Below are 21815 nucleotides of genomic sequence, written 5' to 3' on the forward strand. Positions count from 1 at the left end.
GATGCGCCGCGTCCCCCTCGCACCGCGCCCGGGCTGGACCGAACAGGTCGAGCGGCTGGGCTTCGCCTTCCACACCATCGACGGCGAGACCTATTGGGACGAAACCGCGACCTACGCCTTCACCATCGAGGAGATCGAGCGCGACATCGAGGCCCCGACCGAGGCGATCGAGCAGCTCTGCTTCGCCTTCATCGAGAAGGCGCTGGGGAGCGAAGAAACCCTGACCCGCCTCGCCATTCCGGCCGAGCACTGGGACTATATCCGCAAGAGCTGGCAGCACGGCCAGCGCAACCTCTATGGCCGGCTCGATCTCGCCTATGACGGGCGGGGCCCCGCCAAGCTGCTCGAATACAATGCCGATACGCCGACGGCCCTGTTCGAATCGAGTGTCGTGCAGTGGGACTGGCTCGAGCATGCGATGGCCCGCGGCGCGATCCCGGCTGGCGCCGATCAGTTCAATTCGCTGCATGAACGCCTGATCGCCGCCTTCGCGGCGCTGCGCGAACCTTGGCCCTATCGTCTGCATCTGACCTGTGTTCATGGCAGCGTCGAGGACAAGGGCACGGTCGACTATCTCACCGATTGCGCCATTCAGGCCGGCCTTGATGTGCGCTTCACCTATATCGAGGAGATCGGCCTGCTCACAGATGGACGCTTCTGCGACGGCGCCAACCAGCCGATCGAGACGCTTTTCAAGCTGTACCCTTGGGAATGGCTGTTCCGGGAGAGCTACGGCGAGGCGCTGGCTGGCTCGCGGTGCCAGTTCATCGAGCCGCCCTGGAAGGCGCTTCTCTCCAACAAGGGGCTGCTCGCCTGCCTCTGGGAGATGGAGCCCGGTCATCCCAACCTGCTGCCGGCCTTCTTCGAGGGCGATCCACGCTGCGCGACCCTGTCGGCCCGCCGCGTGCGCAAGCCGCTCTATTCGCGCGAGGGCGCCAACGTCACGCTGATGGAGCGCGACCAGGTGCTCGACAGCGACGACGGTCCCTATGGCGCGGAGGGGCATATCCTGCAGGATGCGGCGACCAATCTGTTCTCGGCCGACGGCAACTATGCCGTGCTCGGCTCCTGGCTCGTCGCCTCGCAGGCCTGCGGGCTGTGCCTGCGCGAAGACGCCTCGCCGATCACCAAGAACACATCGCGCTTCCTGCCGCACTACATCGAGCCGTAGCCCTCGCAATCATCGCGAGCGCAGCGAAGCAATCCGGGAGGGCAGGGTGATAGGCTTCGACCCGGTTCCCATGGATTGCTTCGCTGCGCTCCTCGCAATGACGTTTCAAACCGGGCCGAAAATGCTCTAGCCTTGGGTTCCTGACGCCTGTCGAAAGAGCCTGCCATGCCTGCCACAGCCTCAACGCCCCGCGGCCTCGACCATCTCGTCATCGGCGTGCGCGATCTCGATGCCGCATGGCGCTTCTATGAGAAGCTCGGCTTCCGCGTCGGCACCCGCAACCGCCACCCATGGGGCACCGAGAACCGAATCGTGCAGTTCCCGGGCTCGTTCCTCGAACTCGTCACCATCGCCGACCAGCACGCGATCCCGCCGCATGGCGAACGCCGCTTCTCCTTCGGCGCCTTCGTTCGCGATGCGCTGGCCGGGCAGGGGGATGGGCTCTCGATGCTGGTGCTGGAAAGCACCAATGCCAAGGCCGACGCGGCCGCGTTCCAGGCTGCCGGCATCGGAGATTTCGAGCCTTTCTTCTTCGAGCGTCAGGGCAAGCGGCCGGACGGCTCCACGGTGCGGGTCGCCTTCGAACTGGCCTTTGCGGCCGATACCCGCGCGCCTGAATGCGGCTTCTTCGTCTGCCAGCAACTCGAGCCGCAGAACTTCTGGAATCCCGAGTTCCAGCAGCATCCGAACGGCGCGACAGCGCTGACCTCGGCCGTGATGCTCGCCGTGGAGCCGTCCGTCCACCGCGGCTTCCTGACCACGTTCAGCGGCGGTGCCGAGGTGCTGGAAGGCAACGAGGACTATGTTCTCGCCTTGCCGCGAGGGCGCATCGACGTGCTCGATCCCGAGGCTGCACTGGGCGCCTATCAGGTCGAGCCGGACACGACGCCGGCCCGCTTCCTCGGCTTCTGCGTCGCAGTACCGAGCCTCGATGCCGTGGCCGAGCGCCTGACGGCGGCGGAGATCCCCTTCGTGCAGAACGAGGAACGGCTCTTCGTTCAGGCCGAGGATGCCATGGGCTGCATGATCGCCTTCGAGCAGATCTGAGCATCTGCCGCCAAGCAGCAGCAATAGCTCCGTCATTCCGGGCTTGTCCCGGAATGACGTGACCTCAGCTCTTGGCTTCGACGGGCGGCAGCGACGCCAACAGCCCGATCAGCGCGCGGTCGTGCAGCACGACCATGCGCTCCTTCGGCTTCAGCCAGATCGCCGCATCCTCGACGCTCTCTGCATCGACGAGCTTGGCCTGGGCCACGGCCCGGTCCGGCTCGATCTCGCCGCGCCGGCGCGACTGGCCGTAGGGCAGCATCAGCTCATGGGCGTGGCGCAGCTCGGCATCGGCATGAAGCGCCCTGATGCCATCGGCATCGTCGAAGCCTGCCCTCTCGAACTCGGCCTGCAATTCGTTGGCGCGCAGCGCGATCGTCGGCGGAGCACCTTCCTCCGGCGTCATCAAAAGCTTGTGCCGCTTGAGCCAGAGGCCGATCGCGAGCTGGCCGGACGCCCAGGACAGCGGAATCGCCAGCACGAGGCCGACGATCGTCGGCGACATCCAGGCGAAGAGCGAGGTCGCGATCATGAACGCCGACAGGCCGGTCACGATACCCAGCACCGTATGGGTGCGGTGGCGGCGAATGATGTCCTTGAGCGGGATCGAGCCGTCGTCGCGGCGCTGCGGGTTCCAGCCGGTGTCGCGCCCGAGCAGAATCTGGAAGACCGAGCCTGACTGGATCAGCATCATGATCGGCGCGAAGAAGGCCGAGAACAGCACTTCGATCAGGGCGGAGACGACCAGGCGGATCGCGCCGCCGCCGGCGCGCCGCAGCTTGTTGTTGAACAGCGTCAGCAGGAGGCCGAACAGCTTCGGCGCCAGCAGGATCGCCATGGTCAGCGCGAACAGGCGCAAGGCGCGTTCGGGGTCGAACCGCGGCCATACCGGGAAGAGCGTGAATTCCTGCGTGAAGTACTCGGGCCTGGCGTAGTTGACCTGCAGCACGATCAGGATACCGACCACCAGCTGCATCAGCCAGAGCGGCGAGGCGAGATAGCCCATGATGCCCGTGGCGAAATGCTGGCGCGTCGGCGTCACGAAGCCCTTCGCGCCCATGATGCGGGAATGCTGGAGATTGCCCTGGCACCAGCGCCGGTCGCGCACCGAGATGTCGATCAGCGAGGGCGGGCTCTCTTCGTAGGAGCCCGTGAGGTCCGGCAGCATGTAGACCGACCAGCCGGCGCGGCGGATCAGAGCCGCCTCGACGAAGTCATGGCTCAGCACATGGCCACCGAAGGGCGGCTTGCCCTTGAGATCGGGCAGGCCGCAATGATCGGCGAAGGCCTTCGTCCGGATGATGGCGTTGTGGCCCCAGTAGTTGCCGTCACGGCCGGACCACATGGCAAGGCCGGTTGCGATGACCGGGCCGTAGACCCGGGCCGCGAACTGCTGCAGCCGCGCGAAGAAAGTGTTGCGGTTGATGATCAGCGGCAGCGATTGGATGATGCCGGCGTCGGGATCGGCTTCCATCGCGGCGGCAAGGCGCACGATGCAGGTGCCGGTCATCAGGCTGTCGGCGTCGAGCACGACCATGTGCTCGTACAGGCCGCCCCAGCGCGTGACGAAATCAGCGATGTTACCGGCTTTGCGGTGATGGTTCTTCGGGCGGTGGCGATAATAGACGCGCGAATTGGGGCCGAGCCGCTCGCGCAGCGCCAGGAACGCCCGCTCCTCGGCCACCCAGACATCCGGATTGGTCGTGTCGGAGACGATGAAGTAGTCGAAATGGTCGCCGAGCCCGGTCGCATCGACCGACTCGCGGATCGCGGCGACCGCCGCGAAGATGCGTGCCGAAGATTCGTTGTAGATCGGCATCACCACGACGGTGCGATGCTTCAGGCTTTCCGCCCGATCCGCGCGACCGGCGCCGAAGAGCACGCCGAAGAAGCCGAGCAGGGCGCTGGTGAAGGCAAGGGCAATCCACGAGAAGTTGATCGTGAACAGCACCAGCAAGGCGTACTGCAACGAGGTCGTGCGGCTGACCGACACGACATTGTACATTTCCCAGGCGCCATAGGCCGTGAGGGCGAAGCCGCCGCCGAAGACGAAGAGGCGCTTGAGCCAGGGCGTCTTCCAGTTGGCCGGTGCCGCGGGCTTGCGCCGCTCGGAGGAGTTCCAGCTCCGGAAGGACTGCACCGGCATGATCAGCCGGTCCTCGGGCGGAGTCGCAGGCTCGCGGGCGGGATTGAAGCTGCGCGCCTCGGTCTCCGCGATCTCCTGGCGGGGCGCGGTCACCACGTCCATCGATTCAACCATGTTTCCGAGACGGGCTGGCCGCCGGATTGCAGGACGAGCCTAAGCTCGGAGAGCGCTTCGGTGCCCGGATCGACCTCGAACCCGACACGCATCATCTTGCGCTCGGGATAGGGCCAGAGCCGGACGCCATGCACCGCGCCGGGCTGCGCGGTCACCGTCGCCCGCGTCGAGGCGATCAGCGCCGCATCCCCAAGCTTGTCGCCGGTGAATTCGACGATGAAGCGGCGGCGGCGGCCCTGCGAGCCCTTGCCCTGCCGGGTGCGGGTCGCAATCGCCAGTGGCGGCCGTTCGGGCGGCTGCCAGCACCAGGCCTGTCGATAGCTGATCGAGGTCTCGCTGCCGGCGGCCAGCGGCTGCCGGGGCCGCCAGTACATGATGATGTTCTTGTTCGGTTCGGAGTCGCTGGGGATCTCGATCAGCTGGACCGAGCCGGCGCCCCAATCGCCCAGAGGTTCGTTCCAGACGCTCGGCCTGAGTTCGAAGCGCTGGTCGTCGTCCTGGAACGCGGCGGGATCGCGCTCGCGCTGCACCAGGCCGAAGCCCTTCGGGTTCTCGTCGACGAAGGAGGAGACCTGCAATGTCGCGGGGTTGTTCACCGGCCGGTAGATCCATTCGCCGCCGCCCGACCACATCTGCACGCCCGAAACCTCACCGATCGACGGCCTGAGGTCATCGAAGGTACGCCGGCTTTGCGGACCGGACAGGAAAGTCGCGCTGATGCAGCCGAAGCCGACATGCTCCAGCGCCTGACGGGCGAACAAAGTCATCTCGACGTCGATGAAGGTCACGTCGCCAGGGCGCAGCGTCATCCGCGCCGCACCGGTCACGCTCTCCGAATCGAGCAGTCCGTGGATCACCAGCGAACCGGTGGCGGGGCTCGGGCGCTCGATCCAGAAGGCGCGGAAGAAGGGCAGTTCCTCGCCGCGCTGCTCGCCCGGACGCAGGATGAGCGCGCGCGACATCGCACCGAAATTCTGGCCGCGGGCCAGCGCACGGAAGAAGGTTGCACCCTGGAAGATCGCGACCTCGAAGGGCCGCTCGAGCCCGGCCGCGATCCGCATTCCGGAGAACTGCAGGTCGGCATTCGCCGGGGGGGGCGTGACGCGGCCATAGTCGAACTTGCCGCGATCGAAGGAAACGCGGCGCACCGTGCCATCCTCGACCGTGAACAGGCTGACCGGATTGGAGAACACAAAACCGCGATGCAGCGGCTCGACCGTGAAGCCACGGTTCTCTCCGGCCCAGATCGTCGCCTCGGGACGCGTGCGAATCCCGGCGAACTGATCCGCCGGCAGCGTCGCATACCCCTCAGGCAGGTCGGACGCCCCAAGGGGGATCAGCGGACGCTGCGCCAATGTGCGAGCAGCGTCGACCACCAGGGCCGGGTCGAAACGCTGCCCATCGGCGAGAGCGGGAATGTTGAAGGCGGCCGCGCCTGTCGGCGTCTGGGCCGCAGCCGGAGCGGCCAGAGACAGCAGGGCCGCGCCGCCGGCCGCCCCCTCCAGAAACTGTCTGCGATTCAAGGGATTCGACATCTTTTCCAAACTGCGCGGACGACGCCCTCGCCCTCCGCGCTTCTAGAGCATTTCCAGTTCGGCTGAAAAGCGGTTCCGATCAGGAAATTAGTGGTGATCGAACCCGCTGGAGGGGCATCCCGGAACGACCTATGATGATCGATGAACGGTGGTCATTCTCGGGAGCCCCTTTTTTTCCATTTCGACTTTGGCAAAAGCCGAAAGGATCGGCTATCCACGCCGCCTGCAACGCCAGCATGCGCGAAAGCGACCGTGAGGAGCGGGCAGAAATCTAATCATGCCCGCAGGGGAAACGACAAAGATGACCGAAATGCAGCCGGCTCGCTCCTGCCTTGCGATCGTTCTGGCGGCCGGCGAGGGCACCCGCATGCAGTCGCGGACCCCGAAGGTGCTTCATCCCGTTGCCGGTCTTTCCATGCTGGGCCATGTCCTGTCGTCGGTCTCACAGGCCGGCGCGGACTCCGTTGCGGTCGTGATCTCGTCCGAGCGCCCCGAGGTCGGCGCGGAGACCTTGAAACTCCTTCCGTCGGCATGGATCGCGACGCAGCACGAGCGGCGCGGAACCGCCCATGCGGTGCTGGCGGCGAAGGAAGCCCTGAAAGCCGGCCACCGAGAGATCCTGGTCGCCTTTGCCGACACGCCGCTCGTCCGGCCGGAAACCTTCATGGCCCTGCGCGGGGCACTGGCAGGAGGGGCGGCGGTCGCCGTCCTCGGCTTCGAGGCGCGCGACCCGAACGGCTATGGCCGGCTTGTCGAGCATGACGGGAAGCTCGAGGCCATCATCGAGCACAAGGACGCGACGTCGGCGMAGCGCAAGATCAAGCTTTGCAATGCCGGCCTGATGGCGCTCGCCGGGGAGCATGCGCTGGCGATTCTCGAAGCGATCGACGACGAAAACGGCCAGCGTGAATTCTACCTGACCGACGCGGTGGCTATCGCGCGGTCGCGCGGGCTGGATGCCGTCGTCCTGAAGGCGCCGGAGAGCGAAGTCCAGGGCGTCAACGACCGGGTGCAGTTGGCCGCTGTAGAAGCGGAATTCCAGCGGCACAAGCGCAACACGGTCATGCTCGGCGGCGCGACTCTGATCGCCCCGGAGACGGTCTTCTTCAGCGTCGATACCGAGATCGGCCGCGACGTCGTGATCGAGCCCAATGTGATTTTCGGACCTGGTGTGCGCGTCGCCGACGGTGCCTTGATCCATGCCTTCTCGCATCTGGAGGGGGCCACCATCGGCGAGGGGGCAAATGTCGGCCCCTTCGCCCGTCTGCGGCCGGGCGCGAGGCTCGCGGACAAGTCCAAGGTCGGCAACTTCGTCGAGGTGAAGGCGGCGGATATCGGCCCCGGGGCCAAGGTCAACCATCTGACCTATATCGGGGACGCGACGATCGGCGCGGCAGCCAACATCGGCGCCGGCGCCATCACCTGCAACTATGACGGCTTCACCAAGTCGAAGACGACGATCGGCGCGAACGCCTTCGTCGGCTCGAACTCCTCGCTTGTTGCGCCCGTCACGATCGGCGAAGGTGCCTATATCGGCTCCGGCTCGGTCATCACCAGCGATGTTGCCCCCGATGCGCTCGCCATCGGCCGCGGCCGGCAGTTCGGGAAGGAAGGCTGGGCGAAAACGTTCCGTGCAGAGGCAATGGCTCGGAAAGCCGCCAAGAAGGCGGCCGAATAGCCGGGTTTCTCGGGAAAACCTGCAGGCCGCTGTTCACAGTTCGTCATGTAGATTGATTGGGCATCCGCGCCTTCTCCAGCTAAGCGGTATCGCTAGCAGCAACGGTTCGAGGGGTTCGCCCATGTGCGGCATCGTCGGGATTTTGGGCAAGGAAGCGGTGGCGACGCAGATCGTCGAGGCGCTGCGGCGGCTCGAATATCGCGGCTATGATTCCGCTGGCGTCGCGACGCTGGAAGCCGGCCAGCTCGTCCGCCGGCGCGCCGAAGGCAAGCTCAGGAATCTCGAGGTTCGCCTGTCGAGCGAACCACTCGACGGGCTGATCGGCATCGGCCACACCCGCTGGGCGACCCACGGCAAGCCCAACGAGACCAACGCGCATCCGCATGCGACCCCAAGGCTCGCCGTCGTGCACAACGGCATCATCGAGAACTTCCGCGAACTGCGCGCCGAGTTGCAGGCCGACGGCTACGTCTTCGAGACCGAGACCGATACCGAGGTCATTGCCCACCTCGTCACGCGCGAGCTCGACCGCGGCAAGACGCCGGTCCAGGCCATCGCGGCAAGCCTGCCGCGGCTGCACGGCGCCTTCGCGCTCGCCTTCCTGTTCCGCGGCGAGGAAGATCTCCTGATCGGTGCCCGCAAGGGCTCGCCGCTCGCGGTCGGCGTCGGTGACGGCGAGATGTATCTCGGCTCCGACGCGCTGGCGCTGGCGCCCTTCACCAACCTCATCGCCTACCTGGAGGAAGGCGACTGGGTCGTCCTCAACCGCCGTGGCGCGACCTTCTACGACAAGGCTGGCGCAGAGGTGGTACGCCGCGCCCAGCGCGTCGCCGCGGGCGCCTTCCTGGTCGAGAAGGGCAATCACCGCCACTTCATGGCGAAGGAAATCTACGAGCAGCCGGAGGTCGTCGGCCACACGCTGACACAATATCTCGACATGGCCGCCGGCGCGGTGCGCCTGCCGTTTCAGGATAAGGTCGACTGGAAGAAGCTGTCGCGCCTCTCGATTTCCGCTTGCGGCACCGCCTATTATGCCGGCCTGACGGCGAAATACTGGTTCGAGAAGCTCGCCCGCCTGCCGGTCGAGATCGATGTCGCCTCCGAATTCCGCTACCGCGAGCCGCCGCTGCCGGCCGATGGCCTGGCATTGTTCGTCTCCCAGTCGGGCGAGACGGCCGACACGCTGGCGTGTCTGCGCTACGCGAAGCAGGAGAAGCAGACCGTTCTCTCCGTCGTGAACGTGCCGACCTCGACCATCGCCCGCGAAAGCGATGCGATCGCGCCGACGCTGGCCGGCCCCGAGATCGGCGTCGCCTCGACCAAGGCCTTCACCTGCCAGCTCACTGCGCTTGCCTGCCTTGCTCTCGCCGCGGCGCGCGGCCGCGGGACGCTCTCGGCCGAGGACGAGGCACGCCATGTCCAGAATCTGATCGCGCTGCCCGGCCTGATCGCCAAGGCGCTCGCGCTGGAACCGGAGATCGAGCAGCTCTCGCACAAGCTCTCCAGGGCCAAGGACGTTCTCTACCTGGGCCGCGGCACCAGCTTCCCGCTTGCGCTGGAAGGGGCCCTGAAGCTGAAGGAAATCAGCTATATCCATGCGGAAGGTTATCCGGCGGGTGAGCTGAAGCATGGGCCGATCGCCCTGATCGACGAGGACATGCCGGTCGTCGTCGTAGCCCCGCACGATGCGCTGTTCGAGAAGACCGCCTCCAACATGCAGGAGGTCGCTGCCCGCGGCGGTCGCATCATCCTGATCACCGACGCAAAGGGCGCCGCCGAATGCGGCATCGAGCCCGAGGCGACGATCATCATGCCGGACATGGATCCGACCTTCGCGCCGATCGTCTACGCCCTGCCGATCCAGATGATCGCCTATCAGACGGCGGTTTTCATGGGCAAGGATGTCGACCAGCCGCGCAATCTGGCGAAGTCCGTCACCGTGGAGTGAGGCCGGCGGCCTTGCCGTCATGCTCGGCGGAGCGAAGCGCAGACCCGAGAAACTCTTTTTCGGAGATGCTCGGGTGAAGCCCGAGCATGACGCGGTTTGTCAGGCTTCGGGCCTGCTCGCCACATAGGTGCCCGCGCCGATCAGGCAGAGCGCCGTCGTTGCCAGCGCGATCGGTGGCGCGCTCGTCTGCGTCAGCAACGCGAAGCTGAGCACCATCGATCCGCAGGCGAGATATTTCGCCCGCCGGGCGATGGCGCCCGTCTCGCGCCAGCGCAGGACATGCGGGCCGAGCTTCGGATGGCCGAGCAGCCAGGCCTCGAACCGCGGCGAGGACCGCGAGAAGCACCAGGCCGCGAGAATCAGGAAGACCGTGCCCGGCATCACCGGCAACATCAGCCCGACGATGCCGAGCGCCGTGAAGATCCAGCCAGCCGCGAACAGAAGCGGCCGCGGCCAACGGCTTCGCGGCTGGTCATCGTCGCTCACGGCCTCATCCTTGCTTGCATGAAATGCGGGGCTGGCGGATATCTCCGCCTCGCTTATCTTGTCATATCGCGGCGCGAGACTGCGCCTGCAAGCAGGCGGGAGGTCGCGCCGGTGCCTTGGGGAGAGAGATGACCGCCGGCCCGCCCGATCCGCGCTTCGTTCTGCCGACGGAGATCCTTCGTCCGACATGGGGCGCACGGCTGCGCCGCTATTTCCTGACCGGGCTCGTCATCGCTGCGCCGCTCGCCATCACCGCTTCGGTGACCTGGTGGTTCATCAACTTCATCGACGGGCTGGTGAAGCCGCTCATCCCGAATTCCTATCTGCCCGATGCCTATCTGCCTTATCCGGTGCCAGGCTTCGGCCTCGTCATCGCACTGGTCGGGCTGACGCTGCTCGGCTTCCTCACTGCCAATCTGGTCGGCCGTTCGCTGATCCGCGCGGGCGAGGCGATCCTGGGCCGCATGCCGGTGGTCCGCAGCCTCTACAAAGGGGTGAAGCAGGTTTTCGAAACGATCTTCTCGCAGTCGGGCACCTCCTTCCGCAAGGTGGGGATGGTGCAGTTCCCGCAGCCGGGCATGTGGTCGATCGTCTTCATCGCGCAGGAGGCCGCGCCCGAAATCGCCGGGCGCCTGCCGGATAGCGAAGAGCAAATCGGCGTTTTCCTGCCTTGTACGCCAAACCCCACCACGGGCTTCTTCTTCTACCTGCCGCGTCGCGAGATCGTCGAGCTCTCGATCACGGTCGAGGACGGCGCCAAGCTGATCATGTCGGCCGGGCTGATCCAGCCCGGCGAGCAGAACGGCAAACCGAAGCCGGAGGCGAAGCTCCCGGTCAACGCTTGAGCGGCACCCAGATCTCGACGGTGCCGTTGCCGGTCGCGCCGTCGAAGCGCTCATCCATCCGCTCCAACGTGACGCCCATCTCGGGCTCGCGTCCCGATTTCGGGAACCAGTCCTGCCAGATCGCCTTGTAGGTTTGCGCGATGCCTGTGATGTGGCCACTGTGCTCGAAGACGGCGCAGAGCTGCTCCGGCACGCTCAACCGCGCGAACTCGTCGGTCAGGTCGCCGAAGGACGAGACCTCGGCCCCGGCGATGTAGTCGAAGGCGCCATGTTCGTCGCAATTATAGCTCGCACCATAGGCGACATAGCCGCGCTGGCCGGGGATATTGCCGAAATGCGGGGCGATCTTCTGCCAGAGCAGCGGAATTCCTTGCGTCTTGTCCATCGAGAAATGGCCGCTGAACCCGGCAATCAATAATGGCTTGTTGGTGACGATGCGTGGTTCGGCGATAGGGGCGGGGGCGATGTCGTGCATGGATAGGGGCTCCACGAGGGTGAGCGAGGACAAGTCGCGCCGGGCGCGCAGCTCTTCGGGCGTGATGCMGAACTGCTCGCGAAAGGCGCGGGTGAAGGCTTCGTGGGAGCCATAGCCCCAGTCGAGCGCGACCGAGAGGATGTCGGGCGCCCCATCAGCGAGCTGGCGTGCCGCCTCCGACAGCCGGCGCTCGCGCACATAGCGCATCACCGAGCGGCCGGTCGCCACGCCGAAGGCGCGACTGAGATGGAAGCGCGAGACCCCGCTGACCTCCGCGATCTCATCGAGCGAAAGCTCGGAGGCGAAGCGGCTCTCGATGCACCAGATGGCTGTCTTGACCGGGTCCATGCTCTCTCCACGAAGCGCCGGCACCATGGCGCCGGCAAGACGGCCGCGCTTGATCAGGATTGCTGTGGGGCCGGTCGTCATGCTCGGGCCTGACCCGAGCATCTCGGAAACCAGTGTCTTCTCGTCACGAGATTCTCGGGTCTGCGCGTCGCTTCGCCCGAGAATGACGGCAAGGTTCTCTCTCTCAACCCGCCCGCAGCAGCCGGATCGCGACGTCGCGCTCGAACAGATAGAGCAGCGCCCGCACGGCCTGCCCGCGCGGCGTCTCCAGTTGCGGATCGCGCTCGATCAATAGCCGCGCATCATCGCGGGCAGCGGCCAGCAGATCGCCGTCAATCTCCGGCCGGGCGATGCGCCAGTCCGGCGAGCCGGACTGCTTGGTGCCGAGCACTTCGCCTTCGCCGCGCAGACGCAAATCCTCCTCGGCAATGCGGAAACCGTCCTCGGTCTCGCGCATGATGGTCAGTCGCGCTTCTGCGATCGGCCCGAGCGGTCCCTTGTAGAGCAGGAGGCAGGTCGAAGCAGCCGAGCCGCGCCCGATGCGCCCGCGCAACTGGTGCAACTGGGCGAGGCCGAAACGCTCGGCGTGCTCGATCACCATGACGCTGGCGTTGGGCACGTCCACGCCGACCTCGATCACCGTCGTCGAGACGAGGATGCGCGTTTCGCCGGCGACGAAAGCGGCCATCGCGGCGTCCTTCTCGCGTCCGGGCATCTGGCCATGCAGCAGCCCGACCTTGGCACCGAAGATCTCGCGCAGAGCCTCATAGCGCTCCTGCGCCGCGGCAACGTCGAGCGTATCGGATTCCTGCACGAGCGGGCAGACCCAATAGACCTGCTGGCTGGCTTCGACGGCCCGGCCGATGGCGCCGACGACCTCGTCATAACGCTCGGACGAGATGGCGCGGGTGACGATCGGCTTCCGGCCCGCCGGCTTCTCGGAGAGGATCGAGACATCCATATCGCCGAACCAGGTCAGAGCCAGCGTGCGCGGGATCGGCGTCGCGGTCATCACCAGCACGTCGACCGCTTCGCCTTTGGAGCCGAGGAGCAGGCGCTGATGCACGCCGAAGCGGTGCTGCTCGTCGACCACGGCCAGCGCCAGATCATGGAAGGCGACGTCTTCCTGAAACAGGGCGTGGGTGCCGACGGCGATGTCGATCGAGCCGTTCGCCAAGCCTTCCAGCACCTGCCGCCGACCGGCACCTTTCTCGCGCCCCGTCAGCAAAGCAAGCTTCAACCCGGCCTTCTCGGCCAGCGGCGCCAGCCTCTCGGCATGCTGGCGGGCGAGGATTTCCGTCGGCGCCATCAGCACCGACTGCCGGCCGGCCTCGGCGGCGGCGGCCATCGCCATCAGCGCGACCACCGTCTTGCCCGAGCCGACATCGCCCTGCAGCAGCCGCAGCATCCGTTCGGGCTTGGCCATGTCGGAATGGATGTCGGCGATGGCCTTGCGCTGGCCCTCGGTCAGTTCGAAGGGCAGGGCGGACTGGATGCGCCAGCGCAGGCCTCCATCCCCGCTGGTGGCGCGTCCTGCGATCTTCTTCTGCTGGCGGCGCACGAGGGCGAGCGCGATCTGGCTCGCCAGCAGCTCGTCATAGCCGATCCGGCGGCGCGCGACCGTGTCGCCCTCGGCCGCCTTGCGATCGGCCGGGTGGTGCAGCGCTTCGACCGCCTCCCGAAAGGAGGGGAAGCTGTTCTTGGCCTGGAACCCGCCATCCTGCCATTCGGGCATATCCGGGCAGCGTTCGGCGGCAGCCTGTGCGATCCGCATCATCACTCGCCCGCCGATGCCTTCGGTCAGCGGATAGACCGGCTCGAAGGCGGGCAGGGTGGCCGCGAGCTTGGGATCGAGGATGCGCTCGGGATGCACCATCTGGCGCATGCCTTCCCAAAGTTCGAGCTTGCCCGAGATGATCCGGTAGGCGCCGATCGGCAGATTCTGCGCCAGATGGCGGGAATCGGCGTGGAAGAAGACGAGGGTGACGTCCCCGGTCTCGTCCTCGACGATCACGCGATAGGGTGCCTTCTTGCCGGCCGGGGCCGCGCGATGCTCGCTGACGCGCGCGGTGAAGGTCGCGATGTCGCCGATGGGCGCATCGGCGATCGAAGCGCTCGGCCGGCGATCGACTGCGCCAGTCGGCAGGTGGAACATCAGGTCGACCACGCGGGCGGTCTGCGTCTCGTCGCGGAGGAAACGATCCAGAACCTTGCCGAGTTTCGGCCCGACGCCGGAGAGCGTCGTGGCGGGAGCGAACAGCGGATCGAGGATCGAAGGGCGCAAATCGTCTCGCGAATCTGTCAGGAGCGCGAAGATCGCGGCGGCTTGGCCGCTGACTTCGCCGGGTTGCGTCGCTATATAACCTGCTCAGGCAGGCTCCGCGACGGGGCCGGCCCATTTGTCATTGCGCAATTCCCCAGGTTTTCAGGCCTGAAGTTTCGAGCCTGAAGTCTTCTTGCCCGAGGTTCCCATGTCCGGTTCGACCCGCTCCAGCGCCGATCTCGACCCCCGCCGCCGCAAGATCCTGTTCCGCGCCTGGCATCGCGGCATGCGCGAGATGGACCTGATCATGGGCCGCTTCGCCGACGACGCGATCGCCGGCTTCAGCGATGCCGAGCTCGATGAGTTCGAGCGCCTGATCGAGGTGCTGGACCGGGACCTGCTGAGCTGGGTGACCGGCGAGGCGCCCGTGCCGGCGAATTACGACACGGAACTGTTCCGGCGGCTGAGGGCGTTTCACCAACACGACAAGCCGATCCATGTGTAGCCGACTATGACTTACGCGCCGTCATCCCGGGCGCAGCGAAGCGAAGACCCGGGATCCATGCCTGAGCATCGCCGTTTAGCGCTCTGGCATGGATCCCGGATCGGCGCGGCTTCGCCGCTTGTCCGGGATGACGGCGCAAGTCTCCCAACGGCGTACTGAAACGATCAAGATACCGATGAGCATTCCTCCTCCCAGCCAGATCGCCAAACCGCAGCTCGACCGCATCCTCGATGCGCTGAACCGCGGCGACAAGCCGACACTCGCCGGCGTGCCCGATGGTTTCGACGCCGTCGTCCTCGCCGATCTCACCCGCGCCCGCGCCAAGAAGGCCGAGGGGGCGGCGATGCTCGTCTTCGTCGCCCGCGACGGTCAGCGCCTGCAGGTGCTGGAGAACGCGCTGCAGTTCGTGGCGCCCGATCTGGAGGTGATGAGCTTCCCGGCCTGGGACTGCCAGCCCTATGATCGCGTCTCGCCGGCCCCTGCCATCGTCGCGCATCGGATGACGACGCTGTCGCGTCTTGCCAAGACGAAGTCGGGCGACCGGCCGCGCCTGCTGCTGACGACCGTCAACGCCGCGCTCCAGCGCGTGCCCGCTTTCGGCAAGGTCGCCTCCGAAAGCTTCTCGGCCGCGCCCGGCAACATGGTCGACATCGAGGAACTGGCGCGCTGGCTCGACATAAACGGCTATCTGCGCACCTCGACCGTGCGCGAGACCGGCGAGTTCGCTGTGCGCGGCGGCATCGTCGATCTCTTCCCGCCGGGCATGCCGGCACCGATCCGGCTCGACTTCTTCGGCGATACGCTGGAATCGATCCGCACCTTCGATCCTGAGACGCAGCGCACGACCGGGCAGTTGCGCGGGCTCGACCTCGTACCGATGTCCGAAGCGCAGATGACGAGCGAAAGCATCCGCCGCTTCCGCCAATCCTACATCTCGACCTTCGGCACGCCCGGCCGCGACGACACGCTCTACGAGGCAGTGAGCGAAGGCCGCCGCCCGGCCGGGCTGGAGCACTGGCTGCCCCTGCTCGCCGAGAATCTGGATACGCTCTTCACCTATCTGCCGGACGTGCCTGTGGTGCTCGACCATCAGGCCGAGGACGCCGTCGGCGAACGCATCAGCCTGATCAAGGATTATTACGACGCCCGAAAGGCAGCGCTCGACCAGGGCGGGGCCGGGGGCATTCCCTACAAGCCGCTGCCTCCGAACGCGCTCTATCTTTCGCCGGCCGACTGGCGCGGCGTGATCGATGTCTCCGGCGTCGCCAGCCTGACCCCGTTCCAGCTGCCCGACAGCGAAGGCAAGCTCGTCCTCGATCTCGGCGGCAAGCAGGGCCGCAGCTTCGCGGCCGAGCGCGCCGGCGATTCCGGCAGCGTCTTCGAAGCCGCCGTCGCCCATGTCCGTGCGCTCGAAGCCGACGGCAAGCGCGTCATCCTTGCCGGATGGTCGGAAGGCTCGCGCGAGCGCCTTGCCCATGTCCTCGAGGACCATGGGTTGAAGAGCGTCCAGATGACCGGCTCGCTGCGGGCCGCCTTCGACCTCAAGCCCGGCACGGTCGCGCTCGCGGTCTGGGGCTTCGAGACTGGTTTCGAGGCCGGGCGCCTCGCCGTCGTCGGCGAGCAGGACATTCTCGGCGATCGCCTTGTCCGCCCGCGGCGCAAGACGCGCCGGCCGCAGGACTTCATTGCGGAGCTCTCCTCGCTCGCTCCGGGCGATCTCGTCGTCCATGTCGATCACGGCATCGGCCGCTTTATCGGGCTGAAGTCGATCACGGCCGTCGGCGCGCCGCATGACTGCCTCGAGATCCACTATGCCGGCGATTCCAAGCTCTTCCTGCCGGTCGAGAACATCGAATTGCTGTCGCGCTATGGCTCGGAAGACACCGAGGTCCAGCTCGACCGGCTCGGCGGCGGCGGCTGGCAGGCGCGCAAGGCCAAGCTCAAGCAGCGCATCCGCGAGATGGCCGGCAAGCTCATCCAGATCGCGGCGGCGCGCGCGCTCAAGGAGGCGCCGCGCCTCGTGCCGCCGGCTGGCGTCTACGACGAGTTCATTGCCCGCTTCCCCTATGAGGAGACGGAAGACCAGCAGAACACCATCGACGCCGTGCTCGACGATCTCGCGGCCGGGCGCCCGATGGATCGGCTGGTCTGCGGCGATGTCGGTTTCGGCAAGACGGAGGTGGCGCTGCGTGCCGCCTTTGCCACCGCGCTGAACGGCAAGCAGGTCGCGGTCGTGGTGCCGACGACGCTGCTCGCCCGCCAGCACTACCGCAATTTCGCGGATCGTTTTGCCGGCTTACCTGTCAATGTCGGGCAGGCCTCGCGCTTCGTCGGCAGCGCCGATCTCAAGACAGTCAAGCAGGGCGCGAAGGACGGCACGATGGACATCGTCGTCGGCACGCATGCGCTGCTCGGCAAGGGTGTCGACTTCAAGGATCTCGGCCTCGTCATCGTCGACGAGGAGCAGCATTTCGGCGTCGCCCATAAGGAGAAGCTGAAGGAACTGCGCGCCGAGGTGCACATGCTGACCCTCTCGGCGACGCCGATCCCGCGTACGCTCCAGCTCGCCATGACCGGCGTGCGCGAGCTCTCGATCATCGCGACGCCGCCGGTCGATCGCCTCGCTGTGCGCACCTTCGTCACGCCCTTCGATCCGCTGATCGTGCGCGAGGCGCTGCTGCGCGAGCGTTACCGGGGAGGGCGGTCGTTCTATGTCGTGCCGCGCATCGAGGACATCGCCGAGGTCAAGGACTTCCTCGACAAGCAGGTGCCCGAGTGCAAGGTCGGCATCGCCCATGGCCAGATGGCGGCCGGCACGCTCGAGGATGTGATGACGGCCTTCTATGAGGGCCAGTACGACATCCTGCTCTCGACCACGATCGTCGAGTCGGGCCTCGACATCCCCACGGCGAATACGCTGATCGTCCACCGTGCCGACATGTTCGGCCTCGCCCAGCTCTACCAGCTCCGGGGCCGGGTCGGCCGCTCGAAGACGCGCGCCTATGCGCTCTTCACCGTGCCGGCCAATCGCAAGCTGACCGAGCAGGCCGACAAGCGCCTCAAGGTGCTGCAATCGCTCGATACGCTCGGCGCCGGCTTCCAGCTCGCCAGCCACGATCTCGACATCCGCGGCGCCGGCAACCTGCTGGGCGACGAGCAGTCCGGCCATATCAAGGAGGTCGGTTACGAGCTCTATCAGCAGATGCTGGAAGAGGCGGTGGCGGCGCTCAAGGCCGGCATCGAGTTCGAGACCGAGACGCAATGGTCGCCGGCGATCCAGGTCGGCGCGCCCGTCATGATCCCCGAGCACTATGTCGCCGATCTGACGCTGAGGCTGACCCTCTACAAGCGCCTCTCGACCATGGACGACGATGCCGAGTTGCAATCATTCGGCGCCGAATTGGTCGACCGCTTCGGCCCGCTCCCGGAGGAGGTCAACCAGCTCCTGGAGATCGTCGCGATCAAGGCGCTCTGCAAGCGCGCCAATGTCGAGAAGGTCGAGGCCGGGCCGAAGGGCATCATCGTCGCCTTCCGCAACAACGAATTCGCCAATCCGGAAGGGCTGGTGAGCTACGTCGCCAAGCAGGGCACGCTGGCGAAGGTCCGCCCTGACATGCGCGTCGTCTTCATCGACGATTTCGAGTCAGTCGAGCAGCGCCTGAAGGCAACGCGCCGGCTGCTGACCGATCTCGCGCGGATCGCCGAGCGGAAGAAGGCGGCCTGAGAGGGCGCCTCATGAAGTCCGTCATTCTCGGGCGGAGCGAAGCGAAGACCCGAGAATCTCTGGCAGGAATGGGCGCGTTCTCGTCCTGAGATGCTCGGGTCAAGCCCGAGCATGACGGCTGCGTGAACGCCAGCCACTCTGTGCCCGCTCGCCTCTACATATCGAAGAACACCGTCTCGTTCTCGCCGGCGAGGTTGATGTCGAGCCACCAGGTCCCGTCCGGCTTGCGCTGGGCGATCAGCGTGTGGCGGCGCGCCTCGGGCACGAGGGCGAGGATCGGGTCGGTCTCGTTGCCCTCGCCATCGGCGAAATAGAGCCTGGTCGGCAACCGCTTCAGCAGGCCGCGGCCGAAGACCGAGAGCGCGATATGCGGCGCCTGCAGGCTGTTGCCGGGGCCGGGCACGCGGCCGGGGCGGATCGTGCGGAAGCGGTAGACGCCTTCCTTGTCTGTCGAGGCGCGGCCGAAGCCGACGAAATGCTGGTCGAGCGCCACATCCGCGCGATCGTCGTCCGGGCTGGCATAGCGGCCGTTCGCATTGGCCTGCCAGATCTCGATCATCGCGTCCTCGATCGGCTTGCCGTCGGCATCGTAGACGCAGCCGGCGAGCGCGATGACTTCGCCCTCGGGTTGACCTGAGACATTCGAGCCCGAGAGCAGGAAATGCTCCGGCGGCATCAGGTCGGGGCGGGCGCCCATATCGGACACGCCGACGAGATCGGCGCCGCCCTTCCAGGGCAGACCGTAATGGAAATAGGGGCCGACCGTCTGCCACGGCGTCTGGCCGAAGATCGACGCATCCTGGCTGTCCTGCCGCGGCGCTGCGTTGCGGGTTTCCAGATCCCCGCTCGCCGAATCAGTGGTCGTCGTCATGGTCGTCCTCGAACGGCGTCTGGTCGCGGCCCTTGAGCACGATGTCGAAGACATAGCCCAGCGCCCAGTTCGGCACGGTGGTGCCGATGTCGAAGCGCGAAACCATGCGCTGGCGATAGGGCATCGGCACGGCGTTGGCGATCGGATCGATCTCGATCAGCGGGTCGTCGGGGAAATACATCTGCGTGACCAGCCGAGTCGCGAAGGCCGGCCCCAGCAGCGAGAGGTGGATATGGGCCGGGCGCCAGGCGTTCTTGTGGTTGCCCCAGGGATAGGCGCCGGGCCGGATCGTGACATAGCGGTAGCGGCCCTCGGCGTCGGTGATGACGCGGCCGACGCCGGTGAAATTCGGATCGAGCGGAGCCGGCCAGTCGTCCTTGGCGTGGATGTAGCGGCCGGCGGCGTTGGCCTGCCAGATCTCGACGACGGTGTTCGGCACGGGCCGGCCGTCCTCGTCGAGCACGCGGCCGGTGACGACGATGCGCTGGCCCTGCGGTTCGCCCTTGTGCTGGGCGGTGAGGTCGGACATGGCCGGCCCCATCAGCCGGGACCAGTCGCTCGGGCCGGTCACTTCGGTCAGCGTCTGCGGAATCATGATCGGCTGATGACGCGGGCTGCGCGCGACCGTCGAACGATAGTCCGGATGAAGCGAGCTCGGCTGGCCCTGGTCCGGTGCCGCATAGGGAAGAATCAGACGGCTCATGGCGAGGGGGCTTTCACGGGCATGGCGACGCGTCTCCCTTCAGCCATGGCTCGGCGCGGGAATGGTGATCGGGCGCGCGAGCCTGGATTGTGCGGTCAGGCGGATGCCGGCATTGGCAGCACCATAGCCGGCATAGCCATCGCGCTGGACGATTTCGAAGAACAGACCACCATCCAGCGTCTGCGTATAGGCCTGCCGGAAGCTGCCCGAGGCGTCGCTGTCATGGAGGATGTTCAGCGCCTTCATCGCGTCGATCTCCTCAGCCGTCAGATCGGAGCGAGCCTCGAGGTCGTCATAGTAGTTCTCCGGGATGGGCAGCATGGCGACGCCATTCGCCATCAGCCGCTCGACCGTCGCAGCGATGTCGTCCGTCGCGAAGGCGATGTGCTGCACGCCCGAGCCGAAGAAATCGGTGATGAAGCGGGCCGACAGCGTGCGGTGGCTCTGCGAGCCGTTCAGGATGAGCCGCAGCCCATGGCCGTTCCGGCCGTCGAGGCCGCTCTCGATGACCTGGCTCTGGACCACGCCGCCGGGATCGAGCACGGCCTGGCTCGGCGCCTTCTTCGTCTCGAACAGCGAGGAGTAGAACAGCAGCCAGGTCAACATCTCCTCGTACTGCATGCTCTGCGAGACATGGTCGACGCCGGTCAGCCCGGCATCGCTTCCTGCTTCCCCGGTCGCCTCGAAATCGACTTCCGCCCAGCGCCCGAGCGCCGAGGCGTGGTCGAGGAAATAGACAAGGCTGCCGCCGAGCCCGCGCACAGCCGGGATGTCGAGCTCGCCGGGGCCGACCGCGCCGGCATGCGGCACGTCGAGCATCGCCTTGGCGCGGGCGATCGCGGCCTGCGCATCCGGCACGCGCAGGGCCAGCGCGCAGACCGAAGTGCCGTGGGTGATCTGATAGCTATGGGCGAAACCGTCGGCCTCGCTGTTCAGCACGATGCGGATATCGCCCTGTCTCCAGAGATCGACGTCCTTGGAGCGATGCGCGCCGGAACGAGCAAAGCCAAGCGCACGCAGCAGCCTCTCGAAGCCCGGCCGCTCCGCTTCCGACACAGCGAACTCGATGAACTCCACCGCCTCGACCGGGGCCGGCGGCGGCATCGGCACCGCGCCGGGCACGGGTTTGCCGATCTGCCGGGCGGTTTCGTCGAGCAGCCAGATCAGCGAGCGGTGCCCGTCGAGCGCGACGGAACGGGCTGAGCCGGCGCGGAAGCGGTCGTTGAAGATTTCCAGCGAGAGCACGCCGTCATAGCCGGTCGAGACCAGCGCGCGCATGAACCCGGAAAGGTTCAGGTCGCCCTGTCCCGGCAGGCAGCGCCAGTGGCGGCTCCATGAGAGCGGATCCATCTGCAGCAGCGGCGCATCGGCCATCTGCACCATCGCGATCTTGTCGCGCGGGATGGTGCCGATGGCCGAAAGGTCGAGCCCGCGCGCCAGGATATGGAAGGAATCCAGCACGATCCCGACTTCCGGCCGGTTGGCGCGGCGCACGATCTCCCAGGCGTCGCGATAGTCGAAGACATGCCGGCCCCAGGCCAATGCTTCATAGCCGACGCGCAAGCCTCGCCGGCCGGCCCGCTCGCCGAGTTCAATGAAATCGGCAGCCAGTCGATCAATGCCCGACAAGGCTTCCGGCGAGACACTGGAGCAGACGAAGAGCAGGTCTGTCCCCAGTTCCTGCAGCAGATCGAATTTGCGTTCCGCACGGTCGAAAACGCGCTGGCGGCGGCCCTCCGGCATGCCCTCGAAATCGCGGAAGGGCTGGCAAGTCACGATCGTCAGGCCAAGGTCACCGCAGATGCGCCGGACTTCAGCCGGGGAGCCGGGGAAGGCGATCAGATCGTTCTCGAAGATCTCGACTGCGGTGAAGCCGGCGGCGGCGATGGCCTCGAGCTTTTCCTGGAGCGTGCCGGAAACGCAGACGGTGGCGATCGATGGAATCATGGATGCCTC

At 66.5% G+C, this 21815-nt stretch carries 15 protein-coding genes; 7 read left to right on the top strand and 8 right to left on the bottom strand.

Annotated elements, in window-relative coordinates; translation table 11 throughout:
- Nucleotide 1 precedes the first annotated feature (1 nt).
- Both AC1DIN_RS15410 and AC1DIN_RS15415 read left to right on the top strand, forming a co-directional pair.
- Nucleotides 2–1171: a glutathionylspermidine synthase family protein gene (locus AC1DIN_RS15410; protein ID WP_476810400.1), complete on the top strand. Its 1170-nt coding sequence runs from the start codon at nucleotides 2–4 to the stop codon at nucleotides 1169–1171.
- Between the two features lie 165 nt (nucleotides 1172–1336).
- Nucleotides 1337–2218 carry a VOC family protein gene (locus AC1DIN_RS15415; protein WP_476810401.1) on the top strand — a complete coding sequence of 294 codons (882 nt, stop codon included), beginning with the start codon at nucleotides 1337–1339 and terminating at the stop codon, nucleotides 2216–2218.
- A gap of 64 nt (nucleotides 2219–2282) precedes the next feature.
- Here the strand turns inward: AC1DIN_RS15415 and mdoH are convergent, their stop codons facing one another.
- Together mdoH and AC1DIN_RS15425 are read right to left on the bottom strand one after the other, a co-directional pair.
- Nucleotides 2283–4466: a glucans biosynthesis glucosyltransferase MdoH gene (gene mdoH, locus AC1DIN_RS15420; RefSeq protein ID WP_476810429.1), complete on the bottom strand. Its 2184-nt coding sequence runs from the start codon at nucleotides 4464–4466 to the stop codon at nucleotides 2283–2285.
- Nucleotides 4454–6013: an OpgD/OpgG family glucan biosynthesis protein gene (locus AC1DIN_RS15425; protein WP_476810402.1), complete on the bottom strand. Its 1560-nt coding sequence runs from the start codon at nucleotides 6011–6013 to the stop codon at nucleotides 4454–4456. The genes mdoH and AC1DIN_RS15425 overlap by 13 nt, the downstream gene beginning before the upstream one ends.
- A 310-nt stretch (nucleotides 6014–6323) precedes the next feature.
- On the opposite strand from AC1DIN_RS15425, the gene glmU reads away from it, so the two are divergent.
- The gene (gene glmU, locus AC1DIN_RS15430) at nucleotides 6324–7691 is read left to right on the top strand and encodes a bifunctional UDP-N-acetylglucosamine diphosphorylase/glucosamine-1-phosphate N-acetyltransferase GlmU (RefSeq protein ID WP_476810430.1); all 1368 of its coding nucleotides are present in this window, start codon (nucleotides 6324–6326) and stop codon (nucleotides 7689–7691) included.
- A 121-nt stretch (nucleotides 7692–7812) separates the two neighbouring features.
- Nucleotides 7813–9639, top strand: a complete 1827-nt coding sequence (glmS, locus tag AC1DIN_RS15435; protein WP_476810403.1) for a glutamine--fructose-6-phosphate transaminase (isomerizing) — start codon at nucleotides 7813–7815, stop codon at nucleotides 9637–9639.
- A gap of 99 nt (nucleotides 9640–9738) precedes the next feature.
- Here glmS and AC1DIN_RS15440 read toward each other — a convergent pair whose 3' ends face one another.
- Entirely contained in the window at nucleotides 9739–10125 is a 387-nt protein-coding gene (locus AC1DIN_RS15440) for a YbaN family protein (RefSeq protein ID WP_441471055.1), read from the bottom strand.
- A gap of 128 nt (nucleotides 10126–10253) precedes the next feature.
- On the opposite strand from AC1DIN_RS15440, the gene AC1DIN_RS15445 reads away from it, so the two are divergent.
- Nucleotides 10254–10970 (top strand): DUF502 domain-containing protein, encoded by a 717-nt coding sequence (locus AC1DIN_RS15445; protein WP_476810404.1) that lies wholly within the window; start codon nucleotides 10254–10256, stop codon nucleotides 10968–10970.
- Here AC1DIN_RS15445 and AC1DIN_RS15450 read toward each other — a convergent pair.
- Nucleotides 10960–11874, bottom strand: coding sequence for an AraC family transcriptional regulator (locus AC1DIN_RS15450; RefSeq protein ID WP_476810405.1), 915 nt, complete (start codon nucleotides 11872–11874; stop codon nucleotides 10960–10962). The two genes, AC1DIN_RS15445 and AC1DIN_RS15450, sit on opposite strands and share 11 nt — an antisense overlap.
- 103 nt (nucleotides 11875–11977) lie before the next feature.
- Nucleotides 11978–14077: an ATP-dependent DNA helicase RecG gene (gene recG, locus AC1DIN_RS15455; RefSeq protein WP_476810406.1), complete on the bottom strand. Its 2100-nt coding sequence runs from the start codon at nucleotides 14075–14077 to the stop codon at nucleotides 11978–11980.
- 187 nt (nucleotides 14078–14264) lie between these two features.
- Between recG and AC1DIN_RS15460 the strand changes: the two genes are divergently transcribed.
- Nucleotides 14265–14561, top strand: a complete 297-nt coding sequence (locus AC1DIN_RS15460; protein WP_476810407.1) for an FAD assembly factor SdhE — start codon at nucleotides 14265–14267, stop codon at nucleotides 14559–14561.
- 175 nt (nucleotides 14562–14736) lie between these two features.
- On the top strand, nucleotides 14737–18285 hold the full coding sequence (gene mfd, locus AC1DIN_RS15465; RefSeq protein WP_476810408.1) for a transcription-repair coupling factor: 3549 nt from the start codon (nucleotides 14737–14739) through the stop codon (nucleotides 18283–18285).
- Nucleotides 18286–18439: 154 nt separating this feature from the next.
- Here mfd and pcaG read toward each other — a convergent pair whose 3' ends face one another.
- Genes pcaG through AC1DIN_RS15480 form a run of 3 tightly spaced genes read right to left on the bottom strand, consistent with a single transcriptional unit; the run spans nucleotide 18440 to nucleotide 21806 of the window.
- Nucleotides 18440–19156 carry a protocatechuate 3,4-dioxygenase subunit alpha gene (pcaG, locus tag AC1DIN_RS15470; RefSeq protein WP_476810409.1) on the bottom strand — a complete coding sequence of 239 codons (717 nt, stop codon included), beginning with the start codon at nucleotides 19154–19156 and terminating at the stop codon, nucleotides 18440–18442.
- Nucleotides 19140–19859: a protocatechuate 3,4-dioxygenase subunit beta gene (gene pcaH, locus AC1DIN_RS15475; protein ID WP_476767054.1), complete on the bottom strand. Its 720-nt coding sequence runs from the start codon at nucleotides 19857–19859 to the stop codon at nucleotides 19140–19142. The genes pcaG and pcaH overlap by 17 nt, the downstream gene beginning before the upstream one ends.
- Before the next feature lie 39 nt (nucleotides 19860–19898).
- The gene (locus AC1DIN_RS15480; protein ID WP_441471063.1) at nucleotides 19899–21806 is read right to left on the bottom strand and encodes a bifunctional sugar phosphate isomerase/epimerase/4-hydroxyphenylpyruvate dioxygenase family protein; all 1908 of its coding nucleotides are present in this window, start codon (nucleotides 21804–21806) and stop codon (nucleotides 19899–19901) included.
- Between the last annotated feature and the right edge of the window lie 9 nt (nucleotides 21807–21815).

This window comes from Allobosea sp. 05T438 (assembly GCF_056396025.1).